This window comes from Micromonospora sp. NBC_00617 (genome assembly GCF_045161355.1).
In the GTDB taxonomy this organism is placed as follows: Bacteria; Actinomycetota; Actinomycetes; order Mycobacteriales; family Micromonosporaceae; genus Micromonospora.
The window spans coordinates 2966853-2993851 of record NZ_CP107751.1 but is presented as its reverse complement, the minus strand read 5'-3'; the positions used below and the strand labels follow the sequence as shown (position 1 = coordinate 2993851).

Annotated in this window: 23 protein-coding genes and 3 pseudogenes; 13 read left to right on the top strand and 13 right to left on the bottom strand. The window is 69.0% G+C overall.

Annotated features, from left to right (window positions below):
* The first annotated feature begins 2 nt into the window (after positions 1–2).
* From OG505_RS13715 to OG505_RS13700, 4 genes and pseudogenes are all read left to right on the top strand, one after another.
* A complete protein-coding gene (locus OG505_RS13715) occupies positions 3–869 on the top strand; it encodes an ABC transporter ATP-binding protein (protein WP_405433638.1) in 867 nt (288 codons plus the stop codon).
* On the top strand, positions 866–1708 hold the full coding sequence (locus OG505_RS13710) for an ABC transporter permease (protein ID WP_405433637.1): 843 nt from the start codon (positions 866–868) through the stop codon (positions 1706–1708). The genes OG505_RS13715 and OG505_RS13710 overlap by 4 nt, the downstream gene beginning before the upstream one ends.
* Positions 1709–1831: 123 nt before the next feature.
* Complete coding sequence (locus OG505_RS13705) at positions 1832–2767, top strand: ABC transporter substrate-binding protein (RefSeq protein ID WP_405433635.1); 936 nt, start codon at positions 1832–1834, stop codon at positions 2765–2767.
* Positions 2768–2938: 171 nt separating this feature from the next.
* Positions 2939–3036: pseudogene (locus OG505_RS13700) on the top strand (antibiotic acetyltransferase); the annotation flags it as partial.
* Between the two features lie 236 nt (positions 3037–3272).
* Here OG505_RS13700 and OG505_RS13695 read toward each other — a convergent pair.
* From OG505_RS13695 to OG505_RS13680, 4 genes are read right to left on the bottom strand one after another with little or no spacing between them, the layout of a single operon-like run.
* A complete protein-coding gene (locus OG505_RS13695; protein WP_405433633.1) occupies positions 3273–4058 on the bottom strand; it encodes an alpha/beta fold hydrolase in 786 nt (261 codons plus the stop codon).
* Between the two features lie 14 nt (positions 4059–4072).
* Positions 4073–4822: an SDR family NAD(P)-dependent oxidoreductase gene (locus OG505_RS13690; RefSeq protein WP_405433631.1), complete on the bottom strand. Its 750-nt coding sequence runs from the start codon at positions 4820–4822 to the stop codon at positions 4073–4075.
* Positions 4819–5166: an indolepyruvate ferredoxin oxidoreductase subunit alpha gene (locus OG505_RS13685; RefSeq protein WP_393522167.1), complete on the bottom strand. Its 348-nt coding sequence runs from the start codon at positions 5164–5166 to the stop codon at positions 4819–4821. Before OG505_RS13685 ends, OG505_RS13690 begins: the two co-directional genes overlap by 4 nt.
* A gap of 26 nt (positions 5167–5192) precedes the next feature.
* Positions 5193–6188: an NAD(P)/FAD-dependent oxidoreductase gene (locus tag OG505_RS13680; protein ID WP_405433630.1), complete on the bottom strand. Its 996-nt coding sequence runs from the start codon at positions 6186–6188 to the stop codon at positions 5193–5195.
* Between the two features lie 248 nt (positions 6189–6436).
* Here OG505_RS13680 and OG505_RS13675 point away from each other — a divergent pair, with 248 nt between their 5' ends.
* The 8 genes from OG505_RS13675 to OG505_RS13640 all read left to right on the top strand — a co-directional run bounded on the left by OG505_RS13675 (position 6437) and on the right by OG505_RS13640 (position 14576).
* Positions 6437–7702 (top strand): Rieske 2Fe-2S domain-containing protein, encoded by a 1266-nt coding sequence (locus tag OG505_RS13675; protein WP_405433628.1) that lies wholly within the window; start codon positions 6437–6439, stop codon positions 7700–7702.
* 17 nt (positions 7703–7719) lie between these two features.
* Positions 7720–8673, top strand: a complete 954-nt coding sequence (locus OG505_RS13670; RefSeq protein ID WP_393522173.1) for a hypothetical protein — start codon at positions 7720–7722, stop codon at positions 8671–8673.
* On the top strand, positions 8670–9560 hold the full coding sequence (locus OG505_RS13665) for an alpha/beta fold hydrolase (protein WP_405433627.1): 891 nt from the start codon (positions 8670–8672) through the stop codon (positions 9558–9560). Before OG505_RS13670 ends, OG505_RS13665 begins: the two co-directional genes overlap by 4 nt.
* Positions 9561–9729: 169 nt before the next feature.
* The gene (locus OG505_RS13660; RefSeq protein ID WP_405433626.1) at positions 9730–10602 is read left to right on the top strand and encodes an alpha/beta fold hydrolase; all 873 of its coding nucleotides are present in this window, start codon (positions 9730–9732) and stop codon (positions 10600–10602) included.
* The gene (locus OG505_RS13655) at positions 10602–11594 is read left to right on the top strand and encodes a zinc-binding alcohol dehydrogenase family protein (RefSeq protein WP_405433625.1); all 993 of its coding nucleotides are present in this window, start codon (positions 10602–10604) and stop codon (positions 11592–11594) included. Before OG505_RS13660 ends, OG505_RS13655 begins: the two co-directional genes overlap by 1 nt.
* Positions 11595–11608: 14 nt before the next feature.
* On the top strand, positions 11609–12439 hold the full coding sequence (locus OG505_RS13650; protein ID WP_393522183.1) for a 2-keto-4-pentenoate hydratase: 831 nt from the start codon (positions 11609–11611) through the stop codon (positions 12437–12439).
* On the top strand, positions 12436–13749 hold the full coding sequence (locus OG505_RS13645) for a M20 family metallopeptidase (protein ID WP_405433624.1): 1314 nt from the start codon (positions 12436–12438) through the stop codon (positions 13747–13749). Before OG505_RS13650 ends, OG505_RS13645 begins: the two co-directional genes overlap by 4 nt.
* Before the next feature lie 47 nt (positions 13750–13796).
* Positions 13797–14576 (top strand): IclR family transcriptional regulator, encoded by a 780-nt coding sequence (locus OG505_RS13640; RefSeq protein WP_405433622.1) that lies wholly within the window; start codon positions 13797–13799, stop codon positions 14574–14576.
* Here OG505_RS13640 and OG505_RS13635 read toward each other — a convergent pair whose 3' ends face one another.
* From OG505_RS13635 to OG505_RS13595, 9 genes and pseudogenes are all read right to left on the bottom strand, one after another.
* Positions 14577–15380: an enoyl-CoA hydratase/isomerase family protein gene (locus tag OG505_RS13635; RefSeq protein WP_405433620.1), complete on the bottom strand. Its 804-nt coding sequence runs from the start codon at positions 15378–15380 to the stop codon at positions 14577–14579.
* Positions 15377–17623 carry a CoA transferase gene (locus OG505_RS13630; RefSeq protein ID WP_405433618.1) on the bottom strand — a complete coding sequence of 749 codons (2247 nt, stop codon included), beginning with the start codon at positions 17621–17623 and terminating at the stop codon, positions 15377–15379. Before OG505_RS13630 ends, OG505_RS13635 begins: the two co-directional genes overlap by 4 nt.
* Entirely contained in the window at positions 17620–19179 is a 1560-nt protein-coding gene (locus tag OG505_RS13625) for an AMP-binding protein (protein WP_405433616.1), read from the bottom strand. Before OG505_RS13625 ends, OG505_RS13630 begins: the two co-directional genes overlap by 4 nt.
* Positions 19180–19663: 484 nt before the next feature.
* Positions 19664–20686: a 4-hydroxy-2-oxovalerate aldolase gene (gene dmpG, locus OG505_RS13620; protein WP_405433614.1), complete on the bottom strand. Its 1023-nt coding sequence runs from the start codon at positions 20684–20686 to the stop codon at positions 19664–19666.
* On the bottom strand, positions 20683–21630 hold the full coding sequence (locus OG505_RS13615; protein ID WP_405433612.1) for an acetaldehyde dehydrogenase (acetylating): 948 nt from the start codon (positions 21628–21630) through the stop codon (positions 20683–20685). The genes dmpG and OG505_RS13615 overlap by 4 nt, the downstream gene beginning before the upstream one ends.
* Positions 21631–21632: 2 nt before the next feature.
* A complete protein-coding gene (locus OG505_RS13610; RefSeq protein ID WP_405433610.1) occupies positions 21633–22445 on the bottom strand; it encodes a 2-keto-4-pentenoate hydratase in 813 nt (270 codons plus the stop codon).
* 441 nt (positions 22446–22886) lie between these two features.
* Positions 22887–23750: pseudogene (locus OG505_RS13605) on the bottom strand (IS5 family transposase).
* Positions 23751–24404: 654 nt separating this feature from the next.
* Positions 24405–24818: a carboxymuconolactone decarboxylase family protein gene (locus OG505_RS13600; protein ID WP_363613203.1), complete on the bottom strand. Its 414-nt coding sequence runs from the start codon at positions 24816–24818 to the stop codon at positions 24405–24407.
* 433 nt (positions 24819–25251) lie between these two features.
* Positions 25252–25591, bottom strand: a pseudogene (locus tag OG505_RS13595) (transposase); the annotation flags it as partial.
* Between the two features lie 211 nt (positions 25592–25802).
* Here OG505_RS13595 and OG505_RS13590 point away from each other — a divergent pair.
* Positions 25803–26957, top strand: a complete 1155-nt coding sequence (locus OG505_RS13590; protein ID WP_405433609.1) for a glycosyltransferase family 39 protein — start codon at positions 25803–25805, stop codon at positions 26955–26957.
* Positions 26958–26999 lie beyond the last annotated feature (42 nt).

Here is a 26999-nt window from a genome sequence, read left to right as displayed (position 1 = left end):
CCATGACCGCGATCGCTAACCAGGAGCCCGTCCTGACCGTGCACCCGAACATCGCAGATGCCGCTCCTGGGTCCAACACCGGTGGGGCCGCCGCGCTGTCGTTGGACGCCGTCAACGTCGCGTTCGGTGACTTCGTCGCCGTTCAGGATGTGAACCTCGACATCCGCGAGGGTGAGTTCGTATGCCTACTAGGGCCCTCGGGATGCGGCAAATCGACGTTACTCTCGGTGATGGCCGGCTTCAACTCGGCCGCCTCCGGCGAGATCACCCGGGTGGGTAAACCGGTCACAGGCGCGGGCAAGGAGCTCGGCTTCGTCTTCCAGAGCTCCGACGCGCTCTTCGACTGGCTCACGGTGGCCGACAACGTGGGCTTCGGGCCGAGGATGGCCGGCATTGGAAAACGGGAGCGGGCGGCGCTCGTCGAGGAGCATCTGCGGCTCGTCGGTCTCGAGCACGCCGCGGACAAACGGCCCCCACAGCTGTCCGGTGGGATGCGACAACGCGTCCAGATCGCGCGTGTCCTGGCCAACTCGCCCCAGATCGTGCTGATGGACGAACCGTTCGGTGCGCTTGACGCCCAGACGCGCACGGTCATGCAGCACGAGCTGGACCGGATCTGGCGTGAGCGGCGCTGCACGATCGTCTTCGTCACCCACGACATCGACGAGGCGCTGATTCTCGCCGATCGCATCGCGATCATGACTGCGGGTCCGGCGGCGCGGATCAAGTCCAGCTATGAGGTCGGGCTGCCGCGCCCTCGTGACGAGGACAGCCCTCAGTTCGTGGAGCTGAGACACCAGATCCGCGCCGACATCACCGAAGAGGTTGCCAAGTCTCTCGGTGGCCAGCTGAAGGGAGGGCAGCGATGAGCCTGGCAGCCCCCGACACGGGCATCGCGGCGCCCGAACGCGCCCCGAAGAGGCGCTCGGGACGCAGCCCGTCCACGGCCGGTGGTGCAGGGCTGCGCCGTGGGGGATCCTTCCTCATCTCGATCGTGCTCGGCCTCGTGGTCTGGCAGTTCTTCGCCTGGTACATGGGCCCCTCGCTGGTGAGCTCGCCTGCGACAACGTGGGAAGCTGCGGTCGAGCTCGCACGCGATGGAACCCTGCTGGAGTCGTGCCTGGTATCGCTGCAGCGCATCATGATCGGTTGGGGAGCCGGCATCCTCCTTGGGGCCCCGCTGGGCATTCTGATGGCCCGGGTGAGCCTCATCCGCAACCTGCTTGATCCCTACATCGAGTTCTTCCGGTTCATCCCGCCGATTGCCTTCGTCACCCTGGCTATCGCCTGGTTCGGGATCGGCGAGACCTCGAAGGTCATTTTGATCTTCTACACCTCGGTATTCATCATCACGATCAACACGATCGCAGGTGTGCTGTCCATCAACGAGTCGAAGCTCCTCGCCGCCACGAGCCTTGGGGCCAGCCGGCGGCAGGTCTTCACCGCGGTGGTCCTGCCGGCCACCGTTCCGCATCTCGTCACGGGCGCACGTCTGGCCCTCGGCAACAGCTTCCTGACCATCGTCTCGGCTGAGATCGTCGCAGCGCAGACCGGCCTGGGATCCCTGATCTGGAATTCCCGGAACTTCGGCCGGATCGACTGGATCTTCGTAGGGATCATTGCGTTGGGAATTCTCGGCTACTTGTGCGATCGCGCGATCCGGGTGCTCGGACGCACGGTCCTTGCCCGCTACGACGTCAAGGTCTGAATTTCACAGGGCCAACTGCCCGGGTTTGACCTCCCCAACAGATGCCCCGGTCTCCCGGATAGCTGTCACGGCCCTCGGAGCCATACAGGAGGAACATCCATGAAGCGACCCACAAGGATCCTTGTGGCGGCTCTGTTCACGGCATCGTCGATGCTGCTGGCGGCCTGTGGCAACGGCTCGAGCGGTGGTGGTGGCGGCGTGGTCCGTCTCGCCACCGGTGTCGACGCCTCATACACCGCGGTCTACGTCGCGGCCGAGAAGGGGTACTTCAAAGACCGCGGCGTCAACGTGGAGTACTCGACCTTCGAGGGCGGGCCCGCCATGGCTCAGGCCGTGATCGCCGGCCAGGCGGACATGGCAACGCAGTCCGACGCGACGACCACGACGATGATGGGCACCGATCCGGCGCTGCGGGCGCTGCTCGACTTCCAGCACTCCGAGACGTACATCAAGGTGGTCTGGGGGCCGAAGGTGAAGGACCCGTCCGACATCAAGAAGCTCGCGATCCTGCCGGGCCTGATGAAGCTCGCCACCGTGCGCTATCTCGAGAGCAAGGGCATCGACGCCGACAAGGTGACGTTGTCCACCGCTACGCCGCCCGACATCCCGGTGATGCTCAAGCGCGGCGACGTCGACGCCACGGTCATCTACGAGCCTTGGGCAACGCGCTCCGCCCAGGAATCCGGCGGCAAGATCGTAGGGTCGATCGGCGACTTCGGCGTCAGCTACTCACAGTGGTTGATCACTGACGATAAGTGGCTGAAGGGCCACAAGGACGAGGCTGCCAAGGTCGCCGCCGCGTTCGATGACGCGAACAAGTTCATTCGGGAGCACCCGGAGGAGGCGCAGAAGATCGTGCAGAAGGCGGTGAAGATCCCCACCGACCAGACGGCACAGATCATGAAGGACCTCGTGTTCGAAACGCGTGATCTCGACGAGTCCACGGTCAAGCGGGCCACCGACACCGCCCAGTTCTTCGTCGACGATGGCGCCATGAAGTCGATGCCGGACCTGAAGCAGCAGATCATCACCGACTGGTGGTCTCAGCAGCGCTCCTGACGGCGTGCTGGACCGACCGACAGCAGGGGCTGTGATGTCGCACGACATCACAGCCCCTGCCGTCTCTGACGTGCGACGTGCGACGTGCGATCTTGGTTACGCCATTCAGCGGCCCGATGAGGGAGGTTCACGACGGCAGGTGTTCCGGCCGATGCGGGCGTGCTGCATCCGATGCTCGAGCAGCCGCGTGTGGTGCGGCTGAAGTCGCTGGTCACCTCGCCGCTGATCGAGGTGGGGGAGTGGGGGAGTTCACCTACTACGACGACCCGATGATCCGACCGCTCTGGCGTTGCTTGGCGGGACTGGCCCACTCAGCACATCACCGAGCACCTTCGCACGATCATGTCCGGCAGTATCAACGACCTCGAGGCTGCGGCACCCACGCATCGGTAGCGCCAGGTCGCGCCTGGGCGACCGGGTCATCAAGCCAGCCGAAAGATGAAGTGGAGTACCAATCAGCTGAACTCTTCGGGCGGGCTCCGCGAGCCCGCGCATATCGACGAGGTCAGGCCGCCAGGTGGCGGCGCACCAGCGTGGCGAACGTGGCCGGCTGCTCGATCATCGGCGAGTGCCCGCATCCGGACATCTCGACTGCGCTGGCATCGGGGAGCCCGGCGATCAGGGTGGCGACGTGCTCAGGGGTACGAGCGCTGTCGTGCTCACCGCGGATCACGAGGGTGGGCGCAGTGATCTGCTGGAGTTCGGGGCGCAGATCCAGACCGCGCGCGGCCGTCAGCACGGCGCTGACGAAGCCGGGGTCCGCATCGAGGACCGCGCGGACATAGTCGTCGCGCTGCGGCTCGTCCGGCGGCGTGGCGACCAGCGCATCGACCAGCCGCGCCGCCAGAACCCCGCGGTCCTGCGTGCCGGCGATCCAGGCAGAGACCAGCTCTCCGAAGGCGGTCGGCGGTCCGCCCAGACTGGCGCCGGTGCCCACCAGCACCAGCCGACGTACCCGCTCGGGGCTCCGGGCTGCGAGCAGCTGCGCGACGATGCCGCCGACGCTGTTGCCGACGACGTCAACGGAGTCGAGATCGAGGTGGTCGACGAGTGCGATCGCCGCGCGAGCCAGCCCCTCCGGTGAGGCCCAGTCGGTCCAGGCCCCGTGGCTGAGCGAGTACCAGTCGACGGCATAGCAGCGCGCCCCCAGGTCGTCGGCGACCGGGTCCCAGAACGCGCGACAGCCGAACCACGGGTGCAGCAGCAGGATCGGCACGGCACGGTCGATCGCGGCCGGTGTGGTCACCGAGTAGCGGAGAGTGGTGTCGGCGAGCGGCAGGGTTGAGATCATCGGTTCTCCGTGGGTCATTGCGCGGTATAGCCGCCGTCAACCTGGACGATGCTCCCGGTCGTCCAGCCGGCATCGGCGTCGAGCAGGCCGACGACGGAGTGCGCCACGTCGGCGGGCGTGCCCCAGCGGCCCACGGGGATGGCGTCGTCGAACTGCGAGCAGGTGTCCGGGCCCGTCGTGTTCATCGGGGTGCGCACCGGTCCGGGTGCGACGCAGTTGACGGTCACGCCGGTGTGGGCGAGCTCCAGGGCGATCGAGCGCGTCAGCGCTGCGACGGCACCCTTGGTCGCGGCGTACCCGGCACGGGCAGGTGCACCCGTGCTGCCCAGCACCGAGCCGATCGTGATGATCCGGCCGTGTCGCTGCTCCGTCATCCGCGGCGCGCAGGCGCGTATGGCGAGCCACGTGCCGTGCACGTTCGTCTGCCAGGCAGCGGTGAACTCCTCAGGCGACAACCCGAGCAGCGAGCCGCGCGCCAGCCGACCGGCGGCCGTGACGAGCCCGTCCAGTCGACCCCACCGGTCCAGCGCCGCCTCGACGGCGACGGCGAGGTCGCCCGGATTGGTCGTGTCGCCCGGGAGGGCGACGACATCTGCACCCGGCACCGAGGCGCGCAGGCGCTGGGCCGCTGCGGCGGCTCGCCCGGCGTCGCGCCCGAGCACGACCACCGGCCGGTCCTGCCGGGTCAGCGCCTCGGCGACGCCCATGCCGATGCCGCTGGTGCCGCCGGTGATCAGAACCGGTCCTCGGCCGGCCGCGGTCACGATGACACAGGCTGGCCGGAGACCAGTGGCGTGTCGACGCCGATGTCGCCGAGGCGGGAGGCGCCACCGGGGTTGCCGAGCGGAGTATCCCGACTCGGCAGCGGCTTCTCGAAGAAGTCCCTCGAGTCGGCTAGGTAGACCGCCAGGCCCGGATCCTTCTTGGCCTTCCGGTCCACGACGATCGCCGAGACCGGGCACTCGACCTCACAGGCGCCGCAGTCGATGCACTCGTTCGGGTTGATGTAGCTCTTGCGGTCGCCGACGTAGATGCAGTCGACCGGGCAGACCTCGATGCAGGATCGGTCGAGGACATCGATGCAGTCGGCTCCGATGACGTAGGTCATGGTGGTTCCTCCGCGAGTGTTCGCTGTCAGGGCTCGTCGGTCGAGTGACCGGGAAAGAGAGTGAGGTCGGGGTCGAGGTCAACGGCGACGTGGTTGACGGCGAGTGCGACCTCGCCGAATCCGACCGACATCAACTTGACCTTGCCGTCGAAGTCGGCGATGTCGCCGGCTGCGTAGACGCGTGGCAGGTTGGTGCGCATCGCCCGGTCGACCTCGATCGAGCGGCCGCGTAGCGCCAGGCCCCAGTCGCGCAGCGGGCCGATGTCGGAGATGAAGCCCAGCGCGGCGATCACGTGGTCTGCGGCGAGCACCTGCTCCGTGCCGGAGGTGTGCCGCACGGTGACCTTCTCGAGGCGGCCGCCGGCGAGGTCACCGTCGAGTGCGGTGACCTGGCACTGCGTGAGGACCGTCGTGATCGGCGAGGCCTCGACCCGGGCGAGGGTGGCCGCGTGCCCGCGGAAAGCGGCTCGTCGATGCACCAGCGTGACCGAGTTGGCGATCGGGGCCAGGGCGTCGGCCCAGTCCAGCGCGGAGTCGCCGCCGCCGACGACGACCACGTCCTGCTCCCGGTGCGCTTGGGGGTCGACGACGAAGTAGGAGAGGCCAGTGCTGAGCCACTCTGTGCCGACCTCGAGCGGCCGCGCGCGGGGCGTCCCGATCCCCGCGGTGATCACCACGGCGCCGGCGCGGATCACCGTGTCGTCGTCGAGGGTGACGACCGGCTGCCCGTCCTCGTGGGTGAGCGCCACGGCCTGGCGGCCCAGGAGGTACGTCGGCTCGAAGGCGTCGGCCTGCTCCTTGAGCGCCGCCACGAAGTCGCGCCCTCGGATGCTCGGCAGCCCGGCGACGTCGCGGATCTGCTTCTCGGGGTAGAGGGCCATCACCTGGCCGCCGACCTGGGGTAGGACATCGACCACGACGGTCGACAGGCCGCGGAAGCCGGCGTAGTAGGCGCCGTACAGTCCCGTCGGCCCGGCCCCGAGGACAAGGACGTCCCTCGTCAATGTCTGTGCGCTGGTCACGCCGGCCTCCTGCGTTCGTGTGCGGGAATCCGGACTGTAGGAACAGTTCGCGGCGCGGTCTTGTGGCGTGGATCGCTGACCGGAATGGCCCTTGTCAGGCTCGCGGGGCGAGACCTATCCCGCGCTTGAGCTCGATAAGCGCCGCGACCTGCAGGCGTTCCGGTGGATGAACCGCTCCTGTTGTGAGCCGCCACACGCCGGTGGTCTGCTCCGGGCACACCCCAACCTGAGCAACCCGGGAGCATGCCATGACCCAGCCTGCGAAGCCGGAGGCGGAGACCAGCGCCACCGAGCCCGCAGCGGCCGAGGAGCCGCGGAAGAAGCCCGTCCGCAAGCACCGCGCAGGCAAGCTGCCCGGCCGGCAGGACTGGTCGAGCTGGCCGCACTACCAGGCCGCCAAAGCAGGGTTCCGTGGCTACTGGTATCCGGTCTGCTTCTCCTCACAGGTCGGGGACAAGCCTCGCCAGGTGACGCTGTTGGGCGAGAAGCTCTTCCTGATCCGCGACAAGGGCACCGTCTACGGGATGAAGGACCGTTGCCCGCACCGCGGCGTCCCGCTGAGCTGCGGGGAGAAGGCATTCCCGGGCACGGTCTCCTGCGTCTATCACGGCTGGACGTTCGACCTGAAGACCGGCGACCTCGTCGCCGCGCTCACTGACGGCCCGCAATCGCCGATCTGCGGCAAGGTCCGCCAGCCGACCTACGACGTCGAGGAGCGCCTCGGCATGGTGTGGGTCTACGTCGGCGACGGCGAGGTGCCGCCCTCGATCGACGAGCAGCTTCCCGAGGAGCTGGTGAGCAATGCCGGCATCGTCGGCCACCGGATCCAGCCGCGTGAGGGCAACTGGCGGTTTGCGTGCGAGAACGGCTTCGACGAGGGCCACGCCAAGTACCTGCACCGCAGCTCACTGTGGCGGATGTTCAAGCCGATGCCGGCCTGGAACACGACCAAGATCGTGCAGCGTGGCCGCTGGCTCTACCGCGTTCAGGAGGAGCAGTTCTGGGAGGGCGACTATCCCGGAATCGGCAAGTGGCCGAACCTCGCCTGGTACCAGCCTCGTCCATCTCAGGACACGGGCAAGCAGAACGTCGGCAACACCACCTCGCACCGCGAGGTCAACCCGGTCATCGCCGCCCAGGACTTCCCCGGCTTCGCATCGGTGACCATGCCCGGCATCCTGCGCATCGTCTACCCGAACTTCATCCACTACGAGTGGTACGTGCCGGTGGACGAGAACAACCACCTGTACGTCGGAGCGCTGGTCGAGTTCCGCAAGGGACTCCGGACGTTGCCCTTCTACGCAAAGTACCTCGGCGCCGTGCGCTGGTTGTTCCACGGCCAGTTCTCCGCACAGGACAAGTGGATGGTCGAGGTTACCGACGCGCCGCCGGAGAAGCTCTACCGCCCGGACGAGTCGCTGCTGAAGTGGCGCAAGCTCGCCGAGGACGTCACCGAGGAGCGGATCGAACGGCTCGCGGAGTCCGGACTCACCCCGACGGGCCAGGACGACTGAGACGAGAGGAACGACGAGTGTCGGCGATCGCGCTCGGAGTGGGAGCGTCCCATTCCACGCTGATGAACACGCACTGGGACAAGGTCGTGCACACCGAGCGGGCCGTGGCCTTCCGCGACTCCCTCGGCGACGTGAACCGGCGACTGAAGGAGCTCCAGCCGGACGTCGCGGTCATCGTGGGATCCAACCACTTCCGCGGGTTCTGGCTCGACCTGATCCCGTCGTTCACCCTGGGTGTCGGCGAGGTCATCGCCTCCGGCGAGTCCGGCACGCCCAAAGGCCCGCAGAAGACCGATCCGACGTTGGCTAACAACCTGGCGACATACCTGATCGAGGCCGGCTCGGAGGTCGCGATCTCGGCGCGGCTACAGATCGACCACGGCCAGTCGCACGCCATCCAATACCTTCTGGATGGCATCGACATCCCGATCGTGCCGCTGGTAGTCAACGTTTTCGCCCGGCCTCTGCCGACGCTCGAACGCTGCGCCCAACTGGGTCGGCGGCTGGCCGAGGCGATCGAGGCACACGCCGATGGCCGCACGGTGGTGGTGATCGCCTCCGGTGGCCTCTCCCACCAGCTGCCGTGGCCCAGCAACTGGGCCGACCCACAGGGCGACGACGAGGAGTTCATGGTCGACGCCTGGCTCAACGGCCGGGGGGAGTGGGAGCGTTTCGACAAGCGCCGCCGGGAGATCATCGTAGCCGCGCAGCCGTGCCTGTTCGAGGACTTCGACCAGCGCTTCCTCGCCGACCTCGAGGCCGGCCGACTCGAGGAGTACCTGCGCCTGTCGACCGCAGAGCTCGAGCAGATCGCCGGTAACGGCGGTCAGGAGTTGCGCACCTGGCTGGTGATGGCCGCCGCCCTCGGCTTTGCTCCCGGCGCCGCGCTCTGCTACTCGCCGATGCCCGAATGGCTCACCGGCATGGGCACCGCCGTCATCGAGCCGAACGTTGCAGGAGGAAGAGCATGACACTTACCGCCCAGCCCCTCACCTCGCCCGCTGCCGGGCCGGTGCCAGAGAGTCACTTCGTCGAGGCCGACGGGGTCACCTTCCACTTCCACGACCTCGGCAGCGGCCCGGACACCATCTTCCTGCACGGAGGTGGCCCCGGCTGCACCGGCTGGAGCGACTTCGGCCCGGTTGTGCCGTACTTCGCCAAGAACCGCCGGTGCGTGCTGCAGGACATCCTTCAGTACGGCAGGTCCGACAAGTGCCGCATCACCGGTCCGATGTGGGACTTCCATGCCGCCAAGACAGTGGCCTTCATGGACGCCCTGAAGATCGAACGGGCGGACTTCATCTGCAACTCCTGGGGCGGGACGATCGCGCTCGCGCTGGCGGCGTACTACCCAGACCGGGTGCGCTCGCTGGTGGTCACCGGCTCGATGCCGGTGTTCTACGGGCCGCTGGCCCCGCTGCCCGAGCGCGGCCACCGTGGGCGCGCCGCCCGCGACGTCTACTACGGCGGCGAGGGGCCCACCCGGGAGAAGCTGCGCCAGCTGATCACCCGGCTGGAGTGGTACGACGCCGACCGGCTGCCGGAGCAGACGCTCGACATTCGCTACGAACAGAGCCTCGACCCCGGCGAGCGCGAGCTGGCGGCGATGTCGGACTCGCCGCGCGGTGACTGGCAAGACCTCACGGAGCAGCTTGGCCGCATCCAGGCGCCGACGCTGTTCATCTGGGGCCGCGAGGACGCATTCCTCACCCCGGACTACCCGCTGATGCTGTCCAGGATGGTGCCGCGCGGCAACCTGCACGTGATGGACCACGTCTCGCACCACCTGCAGGAGGAGCGGCCCGGCGCCTACCACGCCGTCGTCGAGGGCTTCCTGCGCTCAGTGGATCACCCCTGACAGACGCGCTGAAGACGCAACAAGGAGAAGACATGACCGCACTGCGCACGCTGCTCATCCTGGCAGGCCTCGCGGGCATCGGCTACGGCGTCGCCCGGGCGGCGCGCCGCAGCAACACCCAGGTGCACCGCATCAACCATTGAACGATCCACGACTTCCGGGAGAACCCATGACCACCGCCCTTGCAGACACCATCTGGACCGAGCTCGCCGGTGTCGACTTCGAGCTCACCACCGTCGACGCGGGCGGTGTGCCCACGCGCTCGCTGCGGGCTGGAGCCGGCGAGCCGGTGATCTTCCTGCATGGGACCTCTGGCCACCTTGAGGCGTTCATGCGCAATGTTGCGGCGCACGCCAAGCACTACCGTGTCCATGCCATCGACATGCTCGGCCACGGCTACACCGGCAAGCCGGACTACCCCTACGAGATCCCGCGCTACCGCGACCACCTGCTGGCGTACTTCGACGCCCAGGGCATCGGGAAGGCGCATATCGTCGGCGAGTCACTCGGCGGGTGGGTGGGTGCTCGCACCGCGATCGACGCCCCCGACCGGGTCGCGTCGCTGCAGCTACTCTGCGCCGGCGGCACCGTCGCCAACCCCCAGGTGATGGAGCGGATCCGCAACAGCACCCGCAAGGCGGTCACCACCGACGATGTGGAGCTGACCCGGGCCCGGATGCGCCTGCTGATGGCCGACGACGACGATGCCACCGAGGAACTCGTCGCCGTCCGGCACGCGATCTACCACCAGCCGAGCTTCGTCGCTAACATCGGGAACCTGCTGTGTCTGCAGGACATGGAGACCCGACTGCGCAACATCCTGCGCCCGGAGGACCTGGCCAGGATTGATGTCCCGACACTGATCGTCTGGGGCCGTAACAACCCCTTCGGTGAGGTTCCGGAGGCCGACGCCGTGCACCGCAACATCAAGGGCTCCGAGCTGACGATCTTCGACGAGTGCGGCCACTGGCCCCAGCACGAGCAGGCCGAGAAGTACAACCAGCTCAGCCTCGAATTCATCGACCGTCACCGGGTGAGCTGATGACGACGACCATGCAGGCGGTCCGCGTACACGACTGGGGAATCGCCCCGGTGGTGGAGGACGTGCCGATGCCGCAGCCGACCGACGGCGAAACCCTGGTGCGGGTCGAGGCGGCCGCAGTCGGCCATCTCGACCGCACCGTCGCTGGAGGCGAGTTCAGGATGAAGCCCGCCCTGCCGTACGTCGGTGGTGTCGAGGGGTGCGGCCGGGTGGTCGCATCCGATGAGCTGGCCGAAGGTACCCAGGTGATGCTGCGGGGCGCCGGCCTGGGGCTGCTCCGCAACGGGACCTGGGCACAGTACGTGACAGTGCCGACGGCCAGCCTGTCCCCGCTGCCCGAGGGGATGCCGCCGTCGCTCGGTGCTACCTACTTCGTGCCGCTGACGACCGCCGTCACCGCCCTGCGCACAGTCGGCCGGATAGGAACCTGGGGTATCCCGGACGTCACCTCGGCAGCCGACGAAGTGGTCCTCGTGGCCGGCGCGGCCGGCGCGGTTGGGTCAATGGTCGCCCAGTTGGCCCTCCGCGAAGGTGCCCGCGTGCTCGGCCTTGTGCTTGACCAGCAGCAGGCGGAGCGCCTCCCCAGCGGTGTCGAGCCGTTGATCGCCTCGCGGGACGCGCTCTCGGTCCTCGGCAAGGAACGCCCGGCGACCCTCCTCGTCGACACCCTGGGCGGCCAACAGCTCAACGAGCGGATGGGCTGGGTCCGTGCCGGAGGCCGCGCCGTCTCCATCGGGTACGTCGCCGGCGAGGCCGCTACGCTCGACCTTCCCAACTGGCTACTGCTCGACGTGCCGCTGCTGCCGGTGAACATGATCCGGCGCAACGCTGAGGCCCGTGCACTGGCGGAGGAGTGGGCACCCTTGCTGGTCTCCGGCGAGCTCGTCCTCGAGACGGAGGAGTTCGACTTCGCCGAGGCGGGCCGCGCGCTCGAACTGCTCGGAGCGGGGCAGCTCCGCGGTCGGGCCGTACTGGTGCCACCCACGAACTGAGACGAGAGACCCTGATGAGTGACGACCTGAGCCCGCCGCTGGCCCTGGCCGCAGAGCGACTGCGCTACGCCGGCACCATGCATCGCACCTGCGCACCGGTGCGTGACCTGATCGGCGAGGGCAACATCGAGAACGCCTACGCCGTCCAACGCCACGTGGTGGCCCTGCAGGAGATTAGCGGAGGCTACGTCGTGGGCCACAAGCTCGGGTTGATGGCGCGCACGGTCCAGCATCAACTCGGCGTTCACCAGCCGACGATCGGCACGTTGATGAACACCATGCAGATCCCGGACGGCGGCGTGGTCCCGGTCCGGCGGCTGCTGCAGCCGCTGATCGAGGCCGAGGTCGTGTTCCGGCTCGGTGAGGACCTTGATCTGCCGGACGTCGACGCCGACCGGGCGCGCGGTGCGGTCGCCGAGGTGCTGGCCGCACTCGAGGTGGTCGACAGCCGGATCGAGGGCTGGGACATCAGCGCGGTCGACACCATCGCCGACAACGCCTCTGCCGGCCTGTTCGTGCTGGCCGCCGAGGGGCGACCGCTGGGGGACCGCGACCTGCGCGACCTTCGAATGGAGGTGCGCCGCAACGGCACCGTCGTGTCGACGGGCTCCGGGAGCGACAATTTCCACGGCGACCCGATCCGCGGCTTGACGTGGCTCGCCGGCGAGGCGCACCGACGTGGCACGCCATTGCGCGCCGGGCAGGTGGTCCTCGCCGGTGCGCTCGGACCGATGGTGGAGATCAACGAGGGCGACTCCTTCAGCGCGGTCATCGGCGACCTGCCGGAGGTGTCGGTGCACTTCCGGTCCAGCCTGGCTGCTCGTGAGGCGGGTGTGCCGGCGTGACCGAGACCGTTCGGACCCACGAGGATGCGGTCGCTGCAGTGCTCGCGCAGGTGGAGCGCGACCACCTGCTAGAGGCGGTCTGCGGCCTGGTCGATCGATCGAGCCCGACGGGGGCGGAGCGCCAGGCCGCCGAGTGGCTGGTCGACCACCTCGCCGCCGCGGGGGTGGACAGCACCCTCCAGGTGATCGACGATGCCCAGGCCAACGCGATCGGGGTACTGCGTGGGCCGGACGACGGCGAATCCGTGCTGCTCTACGCGCCGCTGGACACCTACACCACCGGCGATGCGGACCTCGACATCCCGTTCGCCGGTCCGCGCATGCGCGAGGACATGCTGCCGCGCGCCACCGTGTACGACGATCTCATCATCGGTCTGGGTGCCAGTAACCCGAAGGGGCATGCCGCCTGCGTGCTCGTCGCCGTGGAGGCGATGGCGCGGGCCGGGATCGATCTCCCGGTCAATGTCGTGGCGGCCTTCGGCGCCGGCGGGATGCCCAGCTTCGCCATTGATGGCGTGGGTGTCCCGGGTCGCATGAACACCGGACACGGAATCGGTGCGAGCTTCCTCCTCGAACGCGGGTTTGCCACCGATCACGCGATCATCGCCAAACCGGGCTGGACCGTCTCGCACGAGGAAGTCGGCCTCACCTGGGTGGATGTCGAGGTGCCCGGCGAGCACAGTTACGTCGGCAGCCGGCACCGGATGCCCTACCGCAACGCGGCGAGCGCGGCGGCCCGGGTGATCGAGGTGCTCGAGGCCTGGTGCGAGGAGTACGCCGTGCGGCACGAGGCCGGCACGATGCGCCCGCAGGGCGTCGTGTCGTCGGTCCATGGCGGCTTCGAGCGGCTGGCTGCGTCGACCACGGCCCTGGTCCGGGTGCGGCTCGACGTCCGCATGACGCCCGAGCAGACCGCGCCCGCCGTCGTACGTGAGGTGCGGGCGGCGCTGGCCCCGCTCGAGGCCGAGTTCGGCGCGCCGCTCGTGGTGCGCCAGGTCGCGTCCGTGCCGGGCACCCGGACCGACCCGGCAGCCCGGATCGTCCGGTCGGCTGTCGCGGCATGGGAGTCGGTTGCGGGTCAGCCGCATGAGCTGGTCCTGGCGAACAGTGGCGCCACCGACGCGAACATGATCCGGATGCGGGGGATTCCGACCGCCAGGGTCGGCATGCCGAAGATCGCGCAGGGTCCGAACGGCCGGGCGGTCGACTTCACCCTGGGCATGAACGCCGTCGATCTGAAGGAGGCGAAACGCCTGGTGGAGGTACTCGTGCGTACTGTTGTGGGCTTGGAGGAGGAACCACTGCGGTGAGGAGTGGTGATGAAGGTAGAACATGAGGGACGTTGTGGTGAGGAAAGATGACAAACGTCGCTCAAACTCGCGCCTACGGTGAGGGGCTGGGGCAGGGCGCCAACAGCGTTCTGGGCAAGGCTCGGCTGATTCTGGAGTCGTTCCAGCACGATGACGTCGAGCTGTCGCTCTCCGAGCTGTCCCGACGTACCGGCATCTCCAAGGCCTCCGTGCACCGGTTGGCACAGGAGTTGGTCGACTGGGGGATGCTCGAGCGCTCCGGCTTCGAGTACCGCCTCGGCATGCGGGCCTTCGAGCTCGGCTCCCGGGTGCCGCGCTTCCGCGTGCTCCGCGACGCCGCCCGCCCGTTCATGGAGCGGCTGCACTTCGCCACCAAGGAGGCGGTGCACCTGGCCGTGCTGGACGGACTCGAGGTCCTCTACCTCGAGAAGCTGGCAGCAGCACAGTCGGCCAAGCCCTCCCGCATCGCCGGGCGAATGCCGCTGCACGCCACCTCGACCGGCAAGGTGCTGCTCGCGTTCTCGCCGCCGTCGGTGCTCGAGGAGGTGGTCAGCCGCGAGCTGAAGCGCCTCACCCCACACACCACCGTCGCACCAGGGCTGCTGCTCGATCAGATCCGGCGGATCCGCGCCAACGGTTGGGGTGTGGAGCAGGAGGAGATCGCCGCCGGCTGGTGCTCGGTGGCGGTGCCGCTGTTGACCGGCACCCGGCTGCTGCTGGGCGCGCTGTCGATCGCGGCACCGACCTACCGGGCGGACGTCCCCAAGGTGGCCGCCGCGCTGACCGAGGTCAGCCGCCGGGTCTCCTCGGCCAACCTGATCAACTGATCACCGGCCGCTGAACCGCGGCTCACGCTTGTCCAGGAAGGCCTGCAGACCTTCGGCGGCATCGGCCAGATCGAGGTTGGCACGAACGCACGCCGCCTCGACGGCGAGCGCGTCCGACAGCGGCAACTCCATGCCCTCGGTGACGGCGCGTTTGATCAGCCCCAGCGTCGCCGTGGGCAGCGCCGCCAGCCGCGCAGCCTCGGCGGCTACGACCGCGTCGAAATCCTCGCCGGCCACGATGTCGACGAGGCCCTCGGCCAGCGCCTCGTCGGCGCTGAGCCGGGTACCGTCCATCATCAGCCGCTTCGCGCGGTGTGGGCCGATGAGCCGCGGGAGACGCTGGGAGCCGCCCGCCCCGGGAAAGATGCCGAGGCGGGACTCCGGGAACCCGATCGTCGCCCGCGCGTGCAGGATACGCAGATCGCAGGCGAGCGACAGCTCCGCGCCTCCGCCCAGGGCGTGTCCGTTCATTGCGGCGATGACCGGCTTGGGTGCGAGCTCGAGCAGCCGCTGCACCTCGACCCAGCGACGCATCGTCGTGTAGATGTCGGGGTCGAGCTGCCGCATCACCCGGATGTCGGCGCCGCCGACGAACACGCGCTCCTTGCCCCGAATGACGAGGCACCGGATGCTGACGTCCCCCGTCAGGCTGGGCAGCACCTCGATGAGCCGCTCGATGAGCTGTGGATCGACGGTGTTCACCGGACCGTTGTCGAGCAAGAGCGTCGCCACAGCGCCCTCCCGCTCGATCCGGAATCCCTGGGTCGCCGCGCCCTCGCGCGCCCTCAGGTCCTCGGTCGTCATACCAGCACTCCTCGCTCGCGGAGACCCGCGATCTCCTGGGTGGTCAGTCCGAGCAGCTCGCCGAGCAGCTCCTCGGTGTGCTCGCCCAGCAACGGAGCCGGGCGGTCGAGATGGGGTGGGGTGTCGGTCAGATGGTGCAGCACACCCTCGACCCGCACCTTTCCGGCAAGGGGGTGGGTGAGGGTCGGGTAGAAGCCGCGGGCGGCGAGCTGCGGATCGCGTTCGACGAGGTCATGACCGTTCCGGACCGGGTACGCCGGGATACCGTGCGCCTGCAGGTGGGCGGCGGCCCGATCGGCGTCCGTGGCCGCCGCATACTCCTCGAGTCGACGCACCGGGTCAGTTCCGTCGACGACGCTCGCGAGCTTCTCACGTGAGACGCGGCCGACGGAGAGCCACCGGTCGTCCCCAGGCGCACGGAGCACGAACGGGCCGAGCCGGTCGTCGGCGACCGCAGGGACGGCGGTGTCGAGCACAGCGGTGCCCAGGTGGGCAGCCATGGCCTCGAGTTGGGAGAGGTCGACATGCCCGCCCTCGCCGCGAAGCACACAATCGAGAATGGCGACGACCGCGGCGTTCGCGGCCACCATGTCGCCGAGCCCGAAGGTGAGGCCCTGCGGAATGCCGTCGGCACCGCCGGTGGCGTGGGTCAGCCCGGACCAGCCGGCCAGGGTGTCGGCGAAGGTGACCGCCGAGCGCCACGGCCCGGTCGCACCGACCCCGGACATCGAAACCAGCACCGCGTCGGGGTTGATTCGCTGCAGATTCTCGAAGTCCAAACCCCACTTGGCGAGCGTGCCGGGGGAGAAGTTCTCCACCACCACGTCAACCTTGCCGGCGAGGCGGCGCAACAGTTGCGGTCCTTCCGCCGAACGCAGGTTGAGTGCCAGGCTACGCTTGTTGCGGTTGAAGTTGAGGAAGTAGCCGCTCTCCTCGGATCCGGCCCCGGGTCGCAGTCGCATCGAGGGGGCGAACCGGGTCGGATCCTGCCGGTGAGCGGACTCGACCTTGACGATGTCTGCGCCATGATCGCCGAGGATCCTCGTGACGTAGGGACCAGCGAGTACCCAGGTCAGGTCGAGCACCCGCAGTCCGGAGAGTGCGCCGCCGCTGGCGAGCCGCATCTGCGGTGGCAGCTCCGCCGGTGGGGCGGCGACGTGCCAACGCGCGCCGATCCCGACGGCTTCGGGCGCAGCGAGCCGGACCGGCCGCGGCTGGCCGGGAGACTCGTATGGGAAACCGGCGTCGATGACAGTCCCTTCAGGCGTGCTGATCTGAAGGAAGAAGTCCCGGCTACGCAGTTGAGGGTTGGCGACCAGGTCGGCCGGCGCGGCAACCTCCGCCCACGGCAGCGCCCGCCGGCGCGCCTCAACGGCGATCTCCGCGGTGGTACGCCGGAGCGTCCATGCCGTGACCACCTCGTCGACATGTGGACGGTGGCGCCAGCGGTGCACAGGGTCCTGCCACACATCGTCGGTGAGGTCGGCGGCCTCGCCGGTTTCGTTCATCCACGCCAACAGGTCGCTCCACATCCGGTCGGGCCCCGAGTAGCCGCCGGCGACATAGCCGTCCGCGGTGGGGAAAACCCGGTGTGCGACATGGCCGTAGACGCCGCCGGTGCGGCCCGGGACGGTGCCAGCGTGGATCCAGGCGATGGCACCGGTCTCGAGCGTGGCGGCGACAGCCTCCTGTACCGATACCTCGGCCAGCTGGCCGCGTCCGATGCGGCGGCGGGCGATGACGGCGAGGAGCGCCGCGATGGCGGCGTGGGTGCCGGCGAGTTGGGTAGCTTGTCCCCGCGGCGGCGGCGTGGGTGCCTCGCCCGGCCGGCCGCCAAGCCAGGTCATGCCTCCGGCGGCTGCGGCGACGCTTTCGTCGGCGAGCCAGTCGCGGCGGGATCCGCTTAGACCGAACGGCGTGACCACGACATGGGCGACGTGCTCCCACGCTTCCGGGTTGGCCTTGCGCAGGTCGAGCGTGCGCAGGTCGCCGACCGGGCCGGACTCGAGCACGATGTCGGCGTCGACCAGCAAGCTGGCCACCACGCGGTCGAGGTCGACGTCGGGCACCGTGAGCGTCCGGGTGCCGGCGTACCAGTGCAAAGCAGCCGGCGGTGTGGCTGGCACCGCGGTGTCCGTCCGGACCCGGATGACGTCGGCTCCCAGGCCGACCAGCAGCCGGACCGCGTTCGCGGCGAGGCCGTCGGTGAGGTCGAGGACACGTAGGAGCGGAACAGGGGTCATGAGATCTCCGTTGTGGCGGGGACGGATGACTCGGCGTCCCACACGTTGGGTGGGATGCCGCGCCGGCGTAGGGCGGCGCGGTCCAGCTTGTGGGTGGCTGTGTGCGGAACGGTGGCCTCGATCGAGAGATAGCGGGGGACCACAGCTCGTGGCAATGCGGCGCGGCAGTGCGACCAGAGGTCCTCTGCGGTGATCCGGCTGCCGTCGCGCGGCACCACCACGGCCAGCACCTCGTCCTCGGTGAGCTCGGACGGCACGGCGACGGCTGCGGCTTCGGCGACGGCCGGATGGGCGAGCAGCACGTCCTCGACGTGGTAGGGGTCGATGTTGACCCCGCGGCGCCGGATCACGTCTCCGAGGCGCCCCTCGACGTGCAACCAGCCGTCGACGAGCCGACCACGGTCCCGTGTGCGGAACCAGGGGCCGGCCCAGGCGCGGCGGGTTGCCTCCGCGTCAGCGACGTACCCGAGGAACGCGAACTCCGGCCGGCGGGGTCGGACCAGAATCTCACCGACCGTGCCGTCGGCGACGTCGCGGCCGGATTCGTCGACGATCCGGACATCGTGGTCGGCCACGGTCCGGCCGGCCGCCCCCGGCCGCAGGTCGTCCATCGCAGTCGTGGCCACGTCGCCGAGCTCGGTGCAGGCGTAGGCCTGCCGAAGGGTGACACCGAATCGTTCCTGGAAGTCGTGAACGAGCCGGGCGGGTGCTGGCCCACCGTACGCCTTGGTGAGCACATGGTCCCGATCGCGGCTCGTCGGCGGCTGCGCCAGGAGCATCATGCAGACCGCTCCCATGAAGTTGAAGGCGGTCACCTGTTCACCTCGCACCAGGTCGAGGAAGCCGGAGGCGGAGAACCGCGGTGCCATCACCACACGTGCGCCGCTGATGAGGGCGGGCAGCAGGCTGGCGTGCCGGGCGTTGATGTGGTGCCACGGGAAGTAGCTCAGCAGCACGTCGTCGGGTCCGTAGTCCATGGCTCGGGTCACCCTGCGTGCTTGTCCGGCAGGGGCTCCGACGGGCAGCAGCGCGGCCTTCGCCCGGCCGGTGGTGCCCGAGGTGGTCATGATCAGCGCGGGCGCCGTGGGTGGCAACTCGGCGGGAGCGACGGAGTGCGCCTCTGGATGATCGGGATGCAGGGTCTGGTGAGGCCCGTCGAGGAGCTGCAGCGGGTGTCCGGTGCGCCGGGCCAGCCGTGCCGGGAGTGCGTCCTGCGCCCGGTGGGCCGATGCGACGACGACGCGGGCGGCGGTGGTGGCCACCAGGTGGTGGGCCCAGTCCTCCGGTAGGTCGTTGCTCAGTGGCAGCTCGACGGCTCCAAGCGTGGACACGGCTGCGGTGAGCGCCACCGCGTCCGGGCCGGAATCGACACAGGTGACGACGACGTCGCCTCGGCCGATGCTCCCGGACAGGCCGGCGGCCCATGCGGCAGCCCGATGCCTCAGCTGCTCAGCGGTCCAGACCTCGACCCCGGGCACTCGAAGGACCTCGGCATCTGGCATCCACCGGGCGCGGTGCCACACGGCCTGCGCGAAGGTGCTCAGCTCTTCCCTCATGTCCAGCGCCGGCGCTGCCCCGCTAGACCCATCCTGCTGCTGCCTGGCGCACTCATGGCACCACGATCGCGGTCCGACGACAGTTTCACGAGCGGGTCGTTCTGTTCAACGGAACCGCGAGCCCTCGGTGCGGAGCGCAGCCGCAGCACGCCGCCGACTATGCGACCCGACGCCGGACCGGTCAGGTCAGAAGCGCTAGAAGCTGCTGCTGACTATCGCCCGCGGATCGGGTTCGGCGAGGGAGTCGATCGTGGCGACAACGGCGCCGACCGGTCGCTCACGGAGCGATACAGGCCGCCGCTGCCCACGATCATCCGACCGGCCCGACCAACACCTCCCGCGAGGCCTATCCGAGCGGCGACTCCTCGTGCCGGGATGACATGGCGGCAGGTCCGCCTTCGCCGTGTCGCCCGATCGCGAAGGGTAGGCCGCGATCGCGCTGGCGATGCGGTCGCGCTGCGCCGGTGAGGGCGACACACCAGCCCTACGGTGCCGCCGGTTCCTGCCCCGCGAGCAAGTCGAGCGCGATGTCGACGATCATGTCCTCCTGGCCGCCGACCAGTTGGCGCCGGCCGACCTCGAGCAGGATCGTGCGCACGTCGATGCCGTAGCGCACCGACGCAGCCTCGGCGTGCCGTAGGAAGCTGGAGTAGACGCCGGCATAGCCCAGCGTGAGCGTCTCCCGGTCGACCCGCACCGGCCGGTCCTGCAACGGCCGGACCAGGTCGTCGGCGGCGTCCTGCAGCGCGAACAGGTCGGCGTGGTGCTTCCAGCCCTGCAGGTTAGCGACGGCGACGAACGCCTCGATCGGGCAGTTGCCGGCTCCGGCGCCGTGACCGGCGAGCGAGGCGTCGACACGACGCGCACCCTCCTCGGCGGCCACAACCGAGTTGGCGACGGAGAGCGAGAGATTCTCGTGGGCGTGGATGCCCAACTCGGTGGCCGAGTCAAGCACGTCCCGGTAGGCGCGGATCCGTTCGCGCACGCCGTCCATCGTGAGCCGCCCACCGGAGTCGGTGACGTAGACGCAGTGGGCGCCGTAGGATTCCATCAGCCTCGCCTGTTGCGCGAGGCCTGCGGCGTCGTTGAGGTGGCTCATCATGAGGAAGCCCGACACGTCCATGCCGAGCTCGCGCGCGGTGGCTATGTGCTGGGCGGCGACGTCGGCCTCGGTGCAGTGGGTCGCCACCCGTACCGAGCGGACGCCCAGCGAGTAGGCCTGCTTCAGCTCGGCGATCGTGCCGACGCCCGGCAGCAGCAGCGTGGTCAGCCGGGCCCGGGTGAGGTTGGCGGCAGCCGCCTCGATCCACTCCCAGTCGGTGTTGCTGCCCGGGCCGTAGTTGACGGAGCTGCCGGCGAGCCCGTCCCCGTGGGCGACCTCGATGGCGTCGACGCCGGCGGCGTCGAGTGCGGCCACGATCCGGCCGACGTCGGTGGGCGTGATCCGGTGGCGAACGGCGTGCATTCCGTCACGCAGGGTGACGTCCTGCAGGAAGACCTCGGTCATGCGGGCACCTCCGAGAACTCGCGAACGGCCAGGCGCTCCGCAGTGCGCAGCGCCGCGGAGGTCATGATGTCGAGGTTGCCGGCGTACGCCGGCAGATAGTGCGCCGCGCCCTCTACTTCGAGGAACACCGACACCTGGTGACTCAGCGGCACCTTTCCGGCCAGCGTGTGCACCGGCTGGCCCTCGGGGATCGGCGTGATCTGCACCTGCTGCTTGAGCCGGTAGCCCGGCACGTAAGCGGCCACGTCAGCGACCATCTGCTCGATCGAGGAGCGGATCTGCTCGTGCATGGCTGGATCGTCGGCGCCGATCAGACAGAAGACCGTGTCGCGCATGATCAGCGGCGGCTCCGCCGGATTGAGGATGATGATCGCCTTGCCGTACGCCGCCCCACCGACGGTCTCAATCGCACGCGAAGTGGTCTCGGTGAACTCGTCGATGTTGGCCCGGGTGCCCGGCCCGGCCGACTTGGAGGCGATTGAGGCGACGATCTCGGCGTAGCAGACTGGGGTGACCCGGGAGACCGCGGCGACGATCGGGATGGTCGCCTGGCCGCCGCAGGTGACCATGTTGACGTTCGGTGCGTCGAGGTGCTCGCCGAGGTTGACCGCCGGCACCACGAACGGGCCGAGGGCCGCAGGCGTCAGGTCGACAAGACGCTTCCCGTACGGCGCCAGCCGGCCCGCGTTGGCCTTGTGGGCCTTCGCGCTGGTGGCGTCGAAGACGATCCCGATGTCCTCGAAGCCGTCCATCGCGATGAGCCCGTCGACGCCCTCATGAGTGGTGGGCACCTTGAGGCGACGAGCGCGGGCCAGGCCGTCGGATTCAGGGTCGATGCCGACCATCGCGCCCATCTCGAGGGTGTCGGAGAGCCGGATCACCTTGATCATCAGGTCGGTGCCGATGTTGCCCGACCCGATGATCGCGACCTTGGTCTTGCTCATGCTCACTCCTCCTGTGCTGAGAACGTGGTGGTGACGCTGCCGAGGCCGCTGATCTCGGCCGTCACCCGGGCACCTGGGTGGACGGGATGCATCGGGCCGAGCGCGCCGGAGAGCACCACCTGGCCAGATCGCAGCGGATCCCCGAACTCCCGGGCGGTGCGGGCCAGCCAGGCCAGCGCCTCCAGGGGATCGCCGAGGCAGGCGGCGCCGTTTCCGGTGGACACGACCTCGCCGTTGACGAGCATCCGCATCTCGACCTCGACCGGCTCTACCTCAACGAGCGTGCGACGCTGCGAGCCGAGCACGTAGAGCCCGCTGGACGCGTTGTCGGCGACGGTGTCGGCGAAGGTGATGTCCCATTCGGCGATCCGGCTGTCAACGATCTCCAATGCCGCGACGGCGTAGGAGACAGACGCCCGTATCTGGGCCAGATCGAGCGGGCCTTCCGCCAGGTCGGCACCGAGGACGAAGGCGATCTCCGCCTCTGCCCTGGGTTGTAGCAGCTGCTCGGTGGGCAGCTCGGCGCCTGCGGTGAACGCCATGTCGTCGAACAGCACCCCGAAGTCAGGCTGGTCCACGCCGAGCTGGGCCTGGACGGCGGGGGAGGTCAGGCCGATCTTGCGTCCGACCACCTTGGCTCCGGTGGCAAGACGTAGCTCGCCCAGCCGCTCTTGCACTGCGTACGCCGTGGTGACGTCGTCGGGGTCGATGAGGTCGCGCAACGGTGGGCAGGGAATCCGGTCACGTGCGGCCGTGCGGAGGCGCTCCGCGGCCGCGTCGACCGTTGCCCGAGGGGCGGCAAGGGTGACGTCCATGCTGCACACCGTGGCGATCACACGTCCATTTACCGAGCGGAGTGTTCCGCTTGCCGGAACGGGGCGCAGCCTTGCGGGTTGCCGGCGAGCTCTCGGCGCTCTTCTCCGTTGTGCGCATGGATGAGCGCGAGTACAGCCGGATCCACGAGGACTGGAGTTTCCTGTGCAGCAACGTGCCGCGCAGCTCGACCTGGTGGATCTTTCCAACCATCGCCCGGGTTTGTCCGCATCGATGGCGTATGCCGCCGGATGCGGTGCCCTGCCCTGTCTGTGCAGGTCAAAGACCACTTGCGGTAAGCAGTGACAAGCTCGGGGCGGCTGCTGGCGATAACACGCGGTCGTCCGTTCAAGTCCAGCCGTCCGGCAGAGCTGTGAAGAGAATCGATTCTCATCCTTCGAGGCGGCCCGGGGTAAGCCATGGGATCTCAGAGGACGTCTGATTCACGTATTTTGTGCGCGATGCGGTTGTAGGGGTTTTCGCCAGGTTGGGGTGGTTTCCGTGGTGAGGCGTTTGGCGAGGTTGTCGATCATGGCGAGGGTGATCATGCTGGCGGAGTTGCCGGGGCGGGCTTCGTAGTCGCGGACGAGTCGGCGGTGGTGCATGAGCCAGCCGATGGTGCGTTCGACGACTCATCGGCGTTTGACCACGCTGAAGCCCTTGACCTGTGGGTCTTTGGTGACGATCTCGACGTCGACGCCGAGTGTGGCGCCGTGTTCGACGACGCGGTTCTTGATGCCGGCGTCGGCCCAGGTTTTGGTCAGGGTGGGGTAGGTGGTGGTGGCTTGGTCGAGCAGGTCCATGCCGATGGTGTTGTCGCTGGCGCTGGCGGCGGTGACGATGACGGCGAGGAACAGGCCGAGGGTGTCGGTGATGATGCCGCGTTTGCGGCCGACGATCTTCTTTCCGGCGTCGGTGCCCTGTGTGGACAGGGGGACGTTGGTGGAGGTCTTCACGCTCTGGCTGTCCATGATGGATGCGGTGGGTGTGATGGTGCGGCCGTGGTGGTCGCGGACGAGTCCGGTGAGCTGGTAGTTCAGGTCGGTGAAGATGCCTTCTTTGCTCCAGGCGGCGAAGTAGCCGTAGACCGTCGGGTGGGGTGGGAAGTCGTGGGGCAGGTAGCGCCAGGCGATGCCGGTTCGGTTGACGTACAGGATGGCGTTGAAGATCTCGCGCAGGTCGTGGGTGGGGGTGCGGCCGCTGACGCCGGCGTCGGTGCGGGCCTGTCGCCAGGCGGTCAGGCGGGGTGCGATCAGGGCCCAGCGGGCGTCGGACAGGTCGGACGGATAGGCTCGTCGCGCGGTCATGATTCAGGCGTACGGCGTCTGGGGGTCGGATCGACGGACCTCATGTACGTCGATGTTGGGTGAAAGTGAACCAGACACGATCGCGGGCTGAAATGCTCTGATTCTGGTCAAGGCAGAGCTGGCCAGGATGTGGTTATTCCAGGCCAGGTCCGGCATATTGCCCTGACGAGGTCGAGACGTAAATCGGCCGCTACTGACGCGAACGCGAAACAAACGTCCAGTAAGGCCGCGTCTGTAGGCGTGCTGTAGATCGATGTGGAGCGTTGCGGGTCAGCTTGATGGGGTTCGCCGTAGTTCCGTCATTCGAGACCGGGTGCTGACCACTGGCCAGTTGAGCATGTTGCGGTTCTCGATGTTCAGGTACTGCTACCACGTCTCATCGTCGACGGCGCCGCCCGCTGTTTGCTCGACAGATCGGCGTGAGCGGCCGACACTCCGCTCCTACCGCTCGGAGCGGCGACGCCGCTGCCTTCGTCGTGCCCCGGTCAGGTCCTCGAAAAGCCGAAGCAGTTTACGATGGTGCTAAGCGAGATTAAGGCAGCCACTGGTGCCGCCGTTCGGGCGCGGCACCGTCGCCTGTGGCCGGCAGCAGAACGGGCGGCGTGAGCGGGCGCTATCAGCTGTGTCGGCGACGCGTGAGCGACGACGGCGAGGTCAGCCGGCCGGGGTGGGGCTTGCCGGGACAGGTAGCAGGTTGCGTTCTGCGAAGACCTTCTTGGCGACGAGCGTGGCGTTGACGGCCCGCGGCACGCCGCAGTAGACCACCGCCTGCAGCAGCGCCTCGACTATCTCCGACGGCGTCAGGCCCGCGTTGAGTGCCCCGTTGACGTGCACCTCTAGCTGGGCCCCGGCATCACCGAGGCCGGTCAGAATGCCGAGGGTGAGCAGCTCCCGGTCCCTGCGCGCGAGCTGGGGCCGGACGTAGAGATCCCCGTAGGACCAGGCGACGGAGCGACGGCTGAGCTCGGGCGAGACGTCGGCGAGGGCTTCCAGGAGTCTCTGCGCGGCGCCGCCGTCGGCCTGTCGCAGCGCCTCAAGACCCCGCTCGTACTGCTCGTCTCCCGCCATGGTCACGCCCTACCTCTGTCAATCGTCCTGTCGGCTGGACCGGCGGGTACCCATTGCCGTGCCGGACAAACGGGTCGCGTCCCGCGCGTCAGTCGATAGGGGGCGCGGCCGGTGAGATCAAGGAGGAGATCAACTGCACCCACCCCTGCCTGCGGCTCCACGTTCCCGCAGGTCAGAGTCAGTGCGGCGTCCTGTTTCACCGCGGAGTGCTCCATAGTTCAGCCCAGCAGTCGACGGCGCTCTATGTCGCCTGGCAGGGGAGTGTGCGCAGGTCAAGGCGGTAAGGGTCCATTGGTTGATCCGCCTTGCATCTGGGAGCAGATTGGGTGCAGGTTGACGAAGAGGTCTCCGCGACCGAAGAGCTCACCGATGCCGGACAGAGATGAGAGTTCTGACCTGCCGTGCTGCAGTCGAGCGCTGCGGCGTGACGTCCCAGTATGCCGACGAGGCGGTTGCCGAGCTGGCGGAGCGCGGCGCGGTGGCCGACGCCTCTGGCCCGGAGTTGGTCGCACCAGGCGCGGGCGCCTGGTGAGGTGCGCAGCGCGGTGAATGCCTGCTGGCCGCAGGCATCGACCAGCCTGTCGTTGTGGACGTTATCGGGCCAGCACGACCTTCCTCTTGCCGGACTGGCGGGTGATCGGGCTGGTCTCGGCGTAGTTCTTGCGGGCTCTCGCGTCGGCGTAGCGGTTCTTGTCGTCGCCGAACTCGGCGAGCACCCGGGCGCCGAGCACGACGCCGAGGCCGGGCTGGCTGAGGTAGACCTCAACGTCCGGCTGATCGCTGATTTAGGGCTTATGCCGCATCCGAGTTATCTGTCCGGTTCTGTTCCCTATGCTCCAGTTGACACCCGTACCCGATCCAGGAGTCCGGCCGGTCCTGCGCCGCGTGCTGCCCACGCCGCGCGTACGCCCGGCTCGCGTCGCCGTGGGGCGCGCCCCCGCCGCGGTGTGCACCGCCGGATCCGACAGAGATGCGTGAGACACGATGAAGGACGCGGACACCATAGTCCTGCCCCGGCTGGCGTCGACGGAGGTCGACGTCGAGGACCCCTGGGGTGAGGACCACGCGATGGTCACCCAGGCGACGACCGACACCGGCCGGTGGCGGGTCACCGCCTGGCTGGTGCCGGCACTGTTGACGGTCGCGCTCTGCCTCCTGCGGGCCGGCGCGGCCACTCCGCCGGGCGGCGGCACCCCGGGCCTCGCCGGTTCGCCGCTGCTGCGCTGGTGGGCGGAGGTGCTCGGCGCGTCCGGCCCGGCGGTACGGGTGGTGTCGATGGTGGCCGTCACCGCCGCCGCGGCCCTCGTCGGGCTCCTGGCGGCCCGACTCTTCGCGCCGCGGGTGGGCCTGCTGGCCGGCGTGATCTTCGCGCTGCTGCCGACGTCGACCCGGTACGCGCAGGAGGTCCAGCCGTACGCGCTGACGGTGTTCGCCGCCGTGCTCGCCACGCTGCTGCTCGTGCGGGCGGTCGACCGGCCGACGGTCGGACGCTTCGCCGGCTACGGCGCCGCGGTGCTGCTGCTGGGCCTCTCGCACGGTCTCGCGCTGCTGTTGCTCGCCGGGCACGGCTGGTCGATGTTCGTCTTCCGACGCGGGGTGGTCGGCCGGTGGTCGGCGGTCGCGATCCTCGGCGCGCTCCCCGCGGCTGTCGCGCTGGGGCTTCCCGGTGGCGTGGTCGGCGGCGGGATCGCGCGGGGGTCGGAGCCCACTCTGGACGTGCTGGCCGCGACGCCCCGCAACCTCTTCGGCGTCACCGCCCTGGGGGTCGTGCTGGCCGGGTTGGCGCTGTTCAGCCTGCCGCTGCGACGCGCCGCCGCCCTCTACACCGCCTGGGCGGTGGTGCCGCCGCTGGGTCTGCTGCTGGTCGCGCAGGCGAGGCCGGTCTGGGTGCCGGAGGTGCTGCTCTTCACGCTGCCCGCGTGGGCCACCCTCGGCGCGGTCGCGCTGGCGCGGGTGCGCGCCCGGTGGTGCGCGGTCGCCCTGGTGGCGATCGCGGTGCTCGGCGCCCCGGCGCAGCTGGCTCGGTCCATGCCCGGGGGGCACGAGCGGGCGACCGGCGATCTCACGAGGGTCGTTCACTTGTGGACGCGACCCGCCGACGGCGCGACGGCACGCGAGGCGCACCCCGCCGGTGGCTGAGGAGAGCGCGGCTCAAAGTCATTTACGCAACTAGCCCGCTTT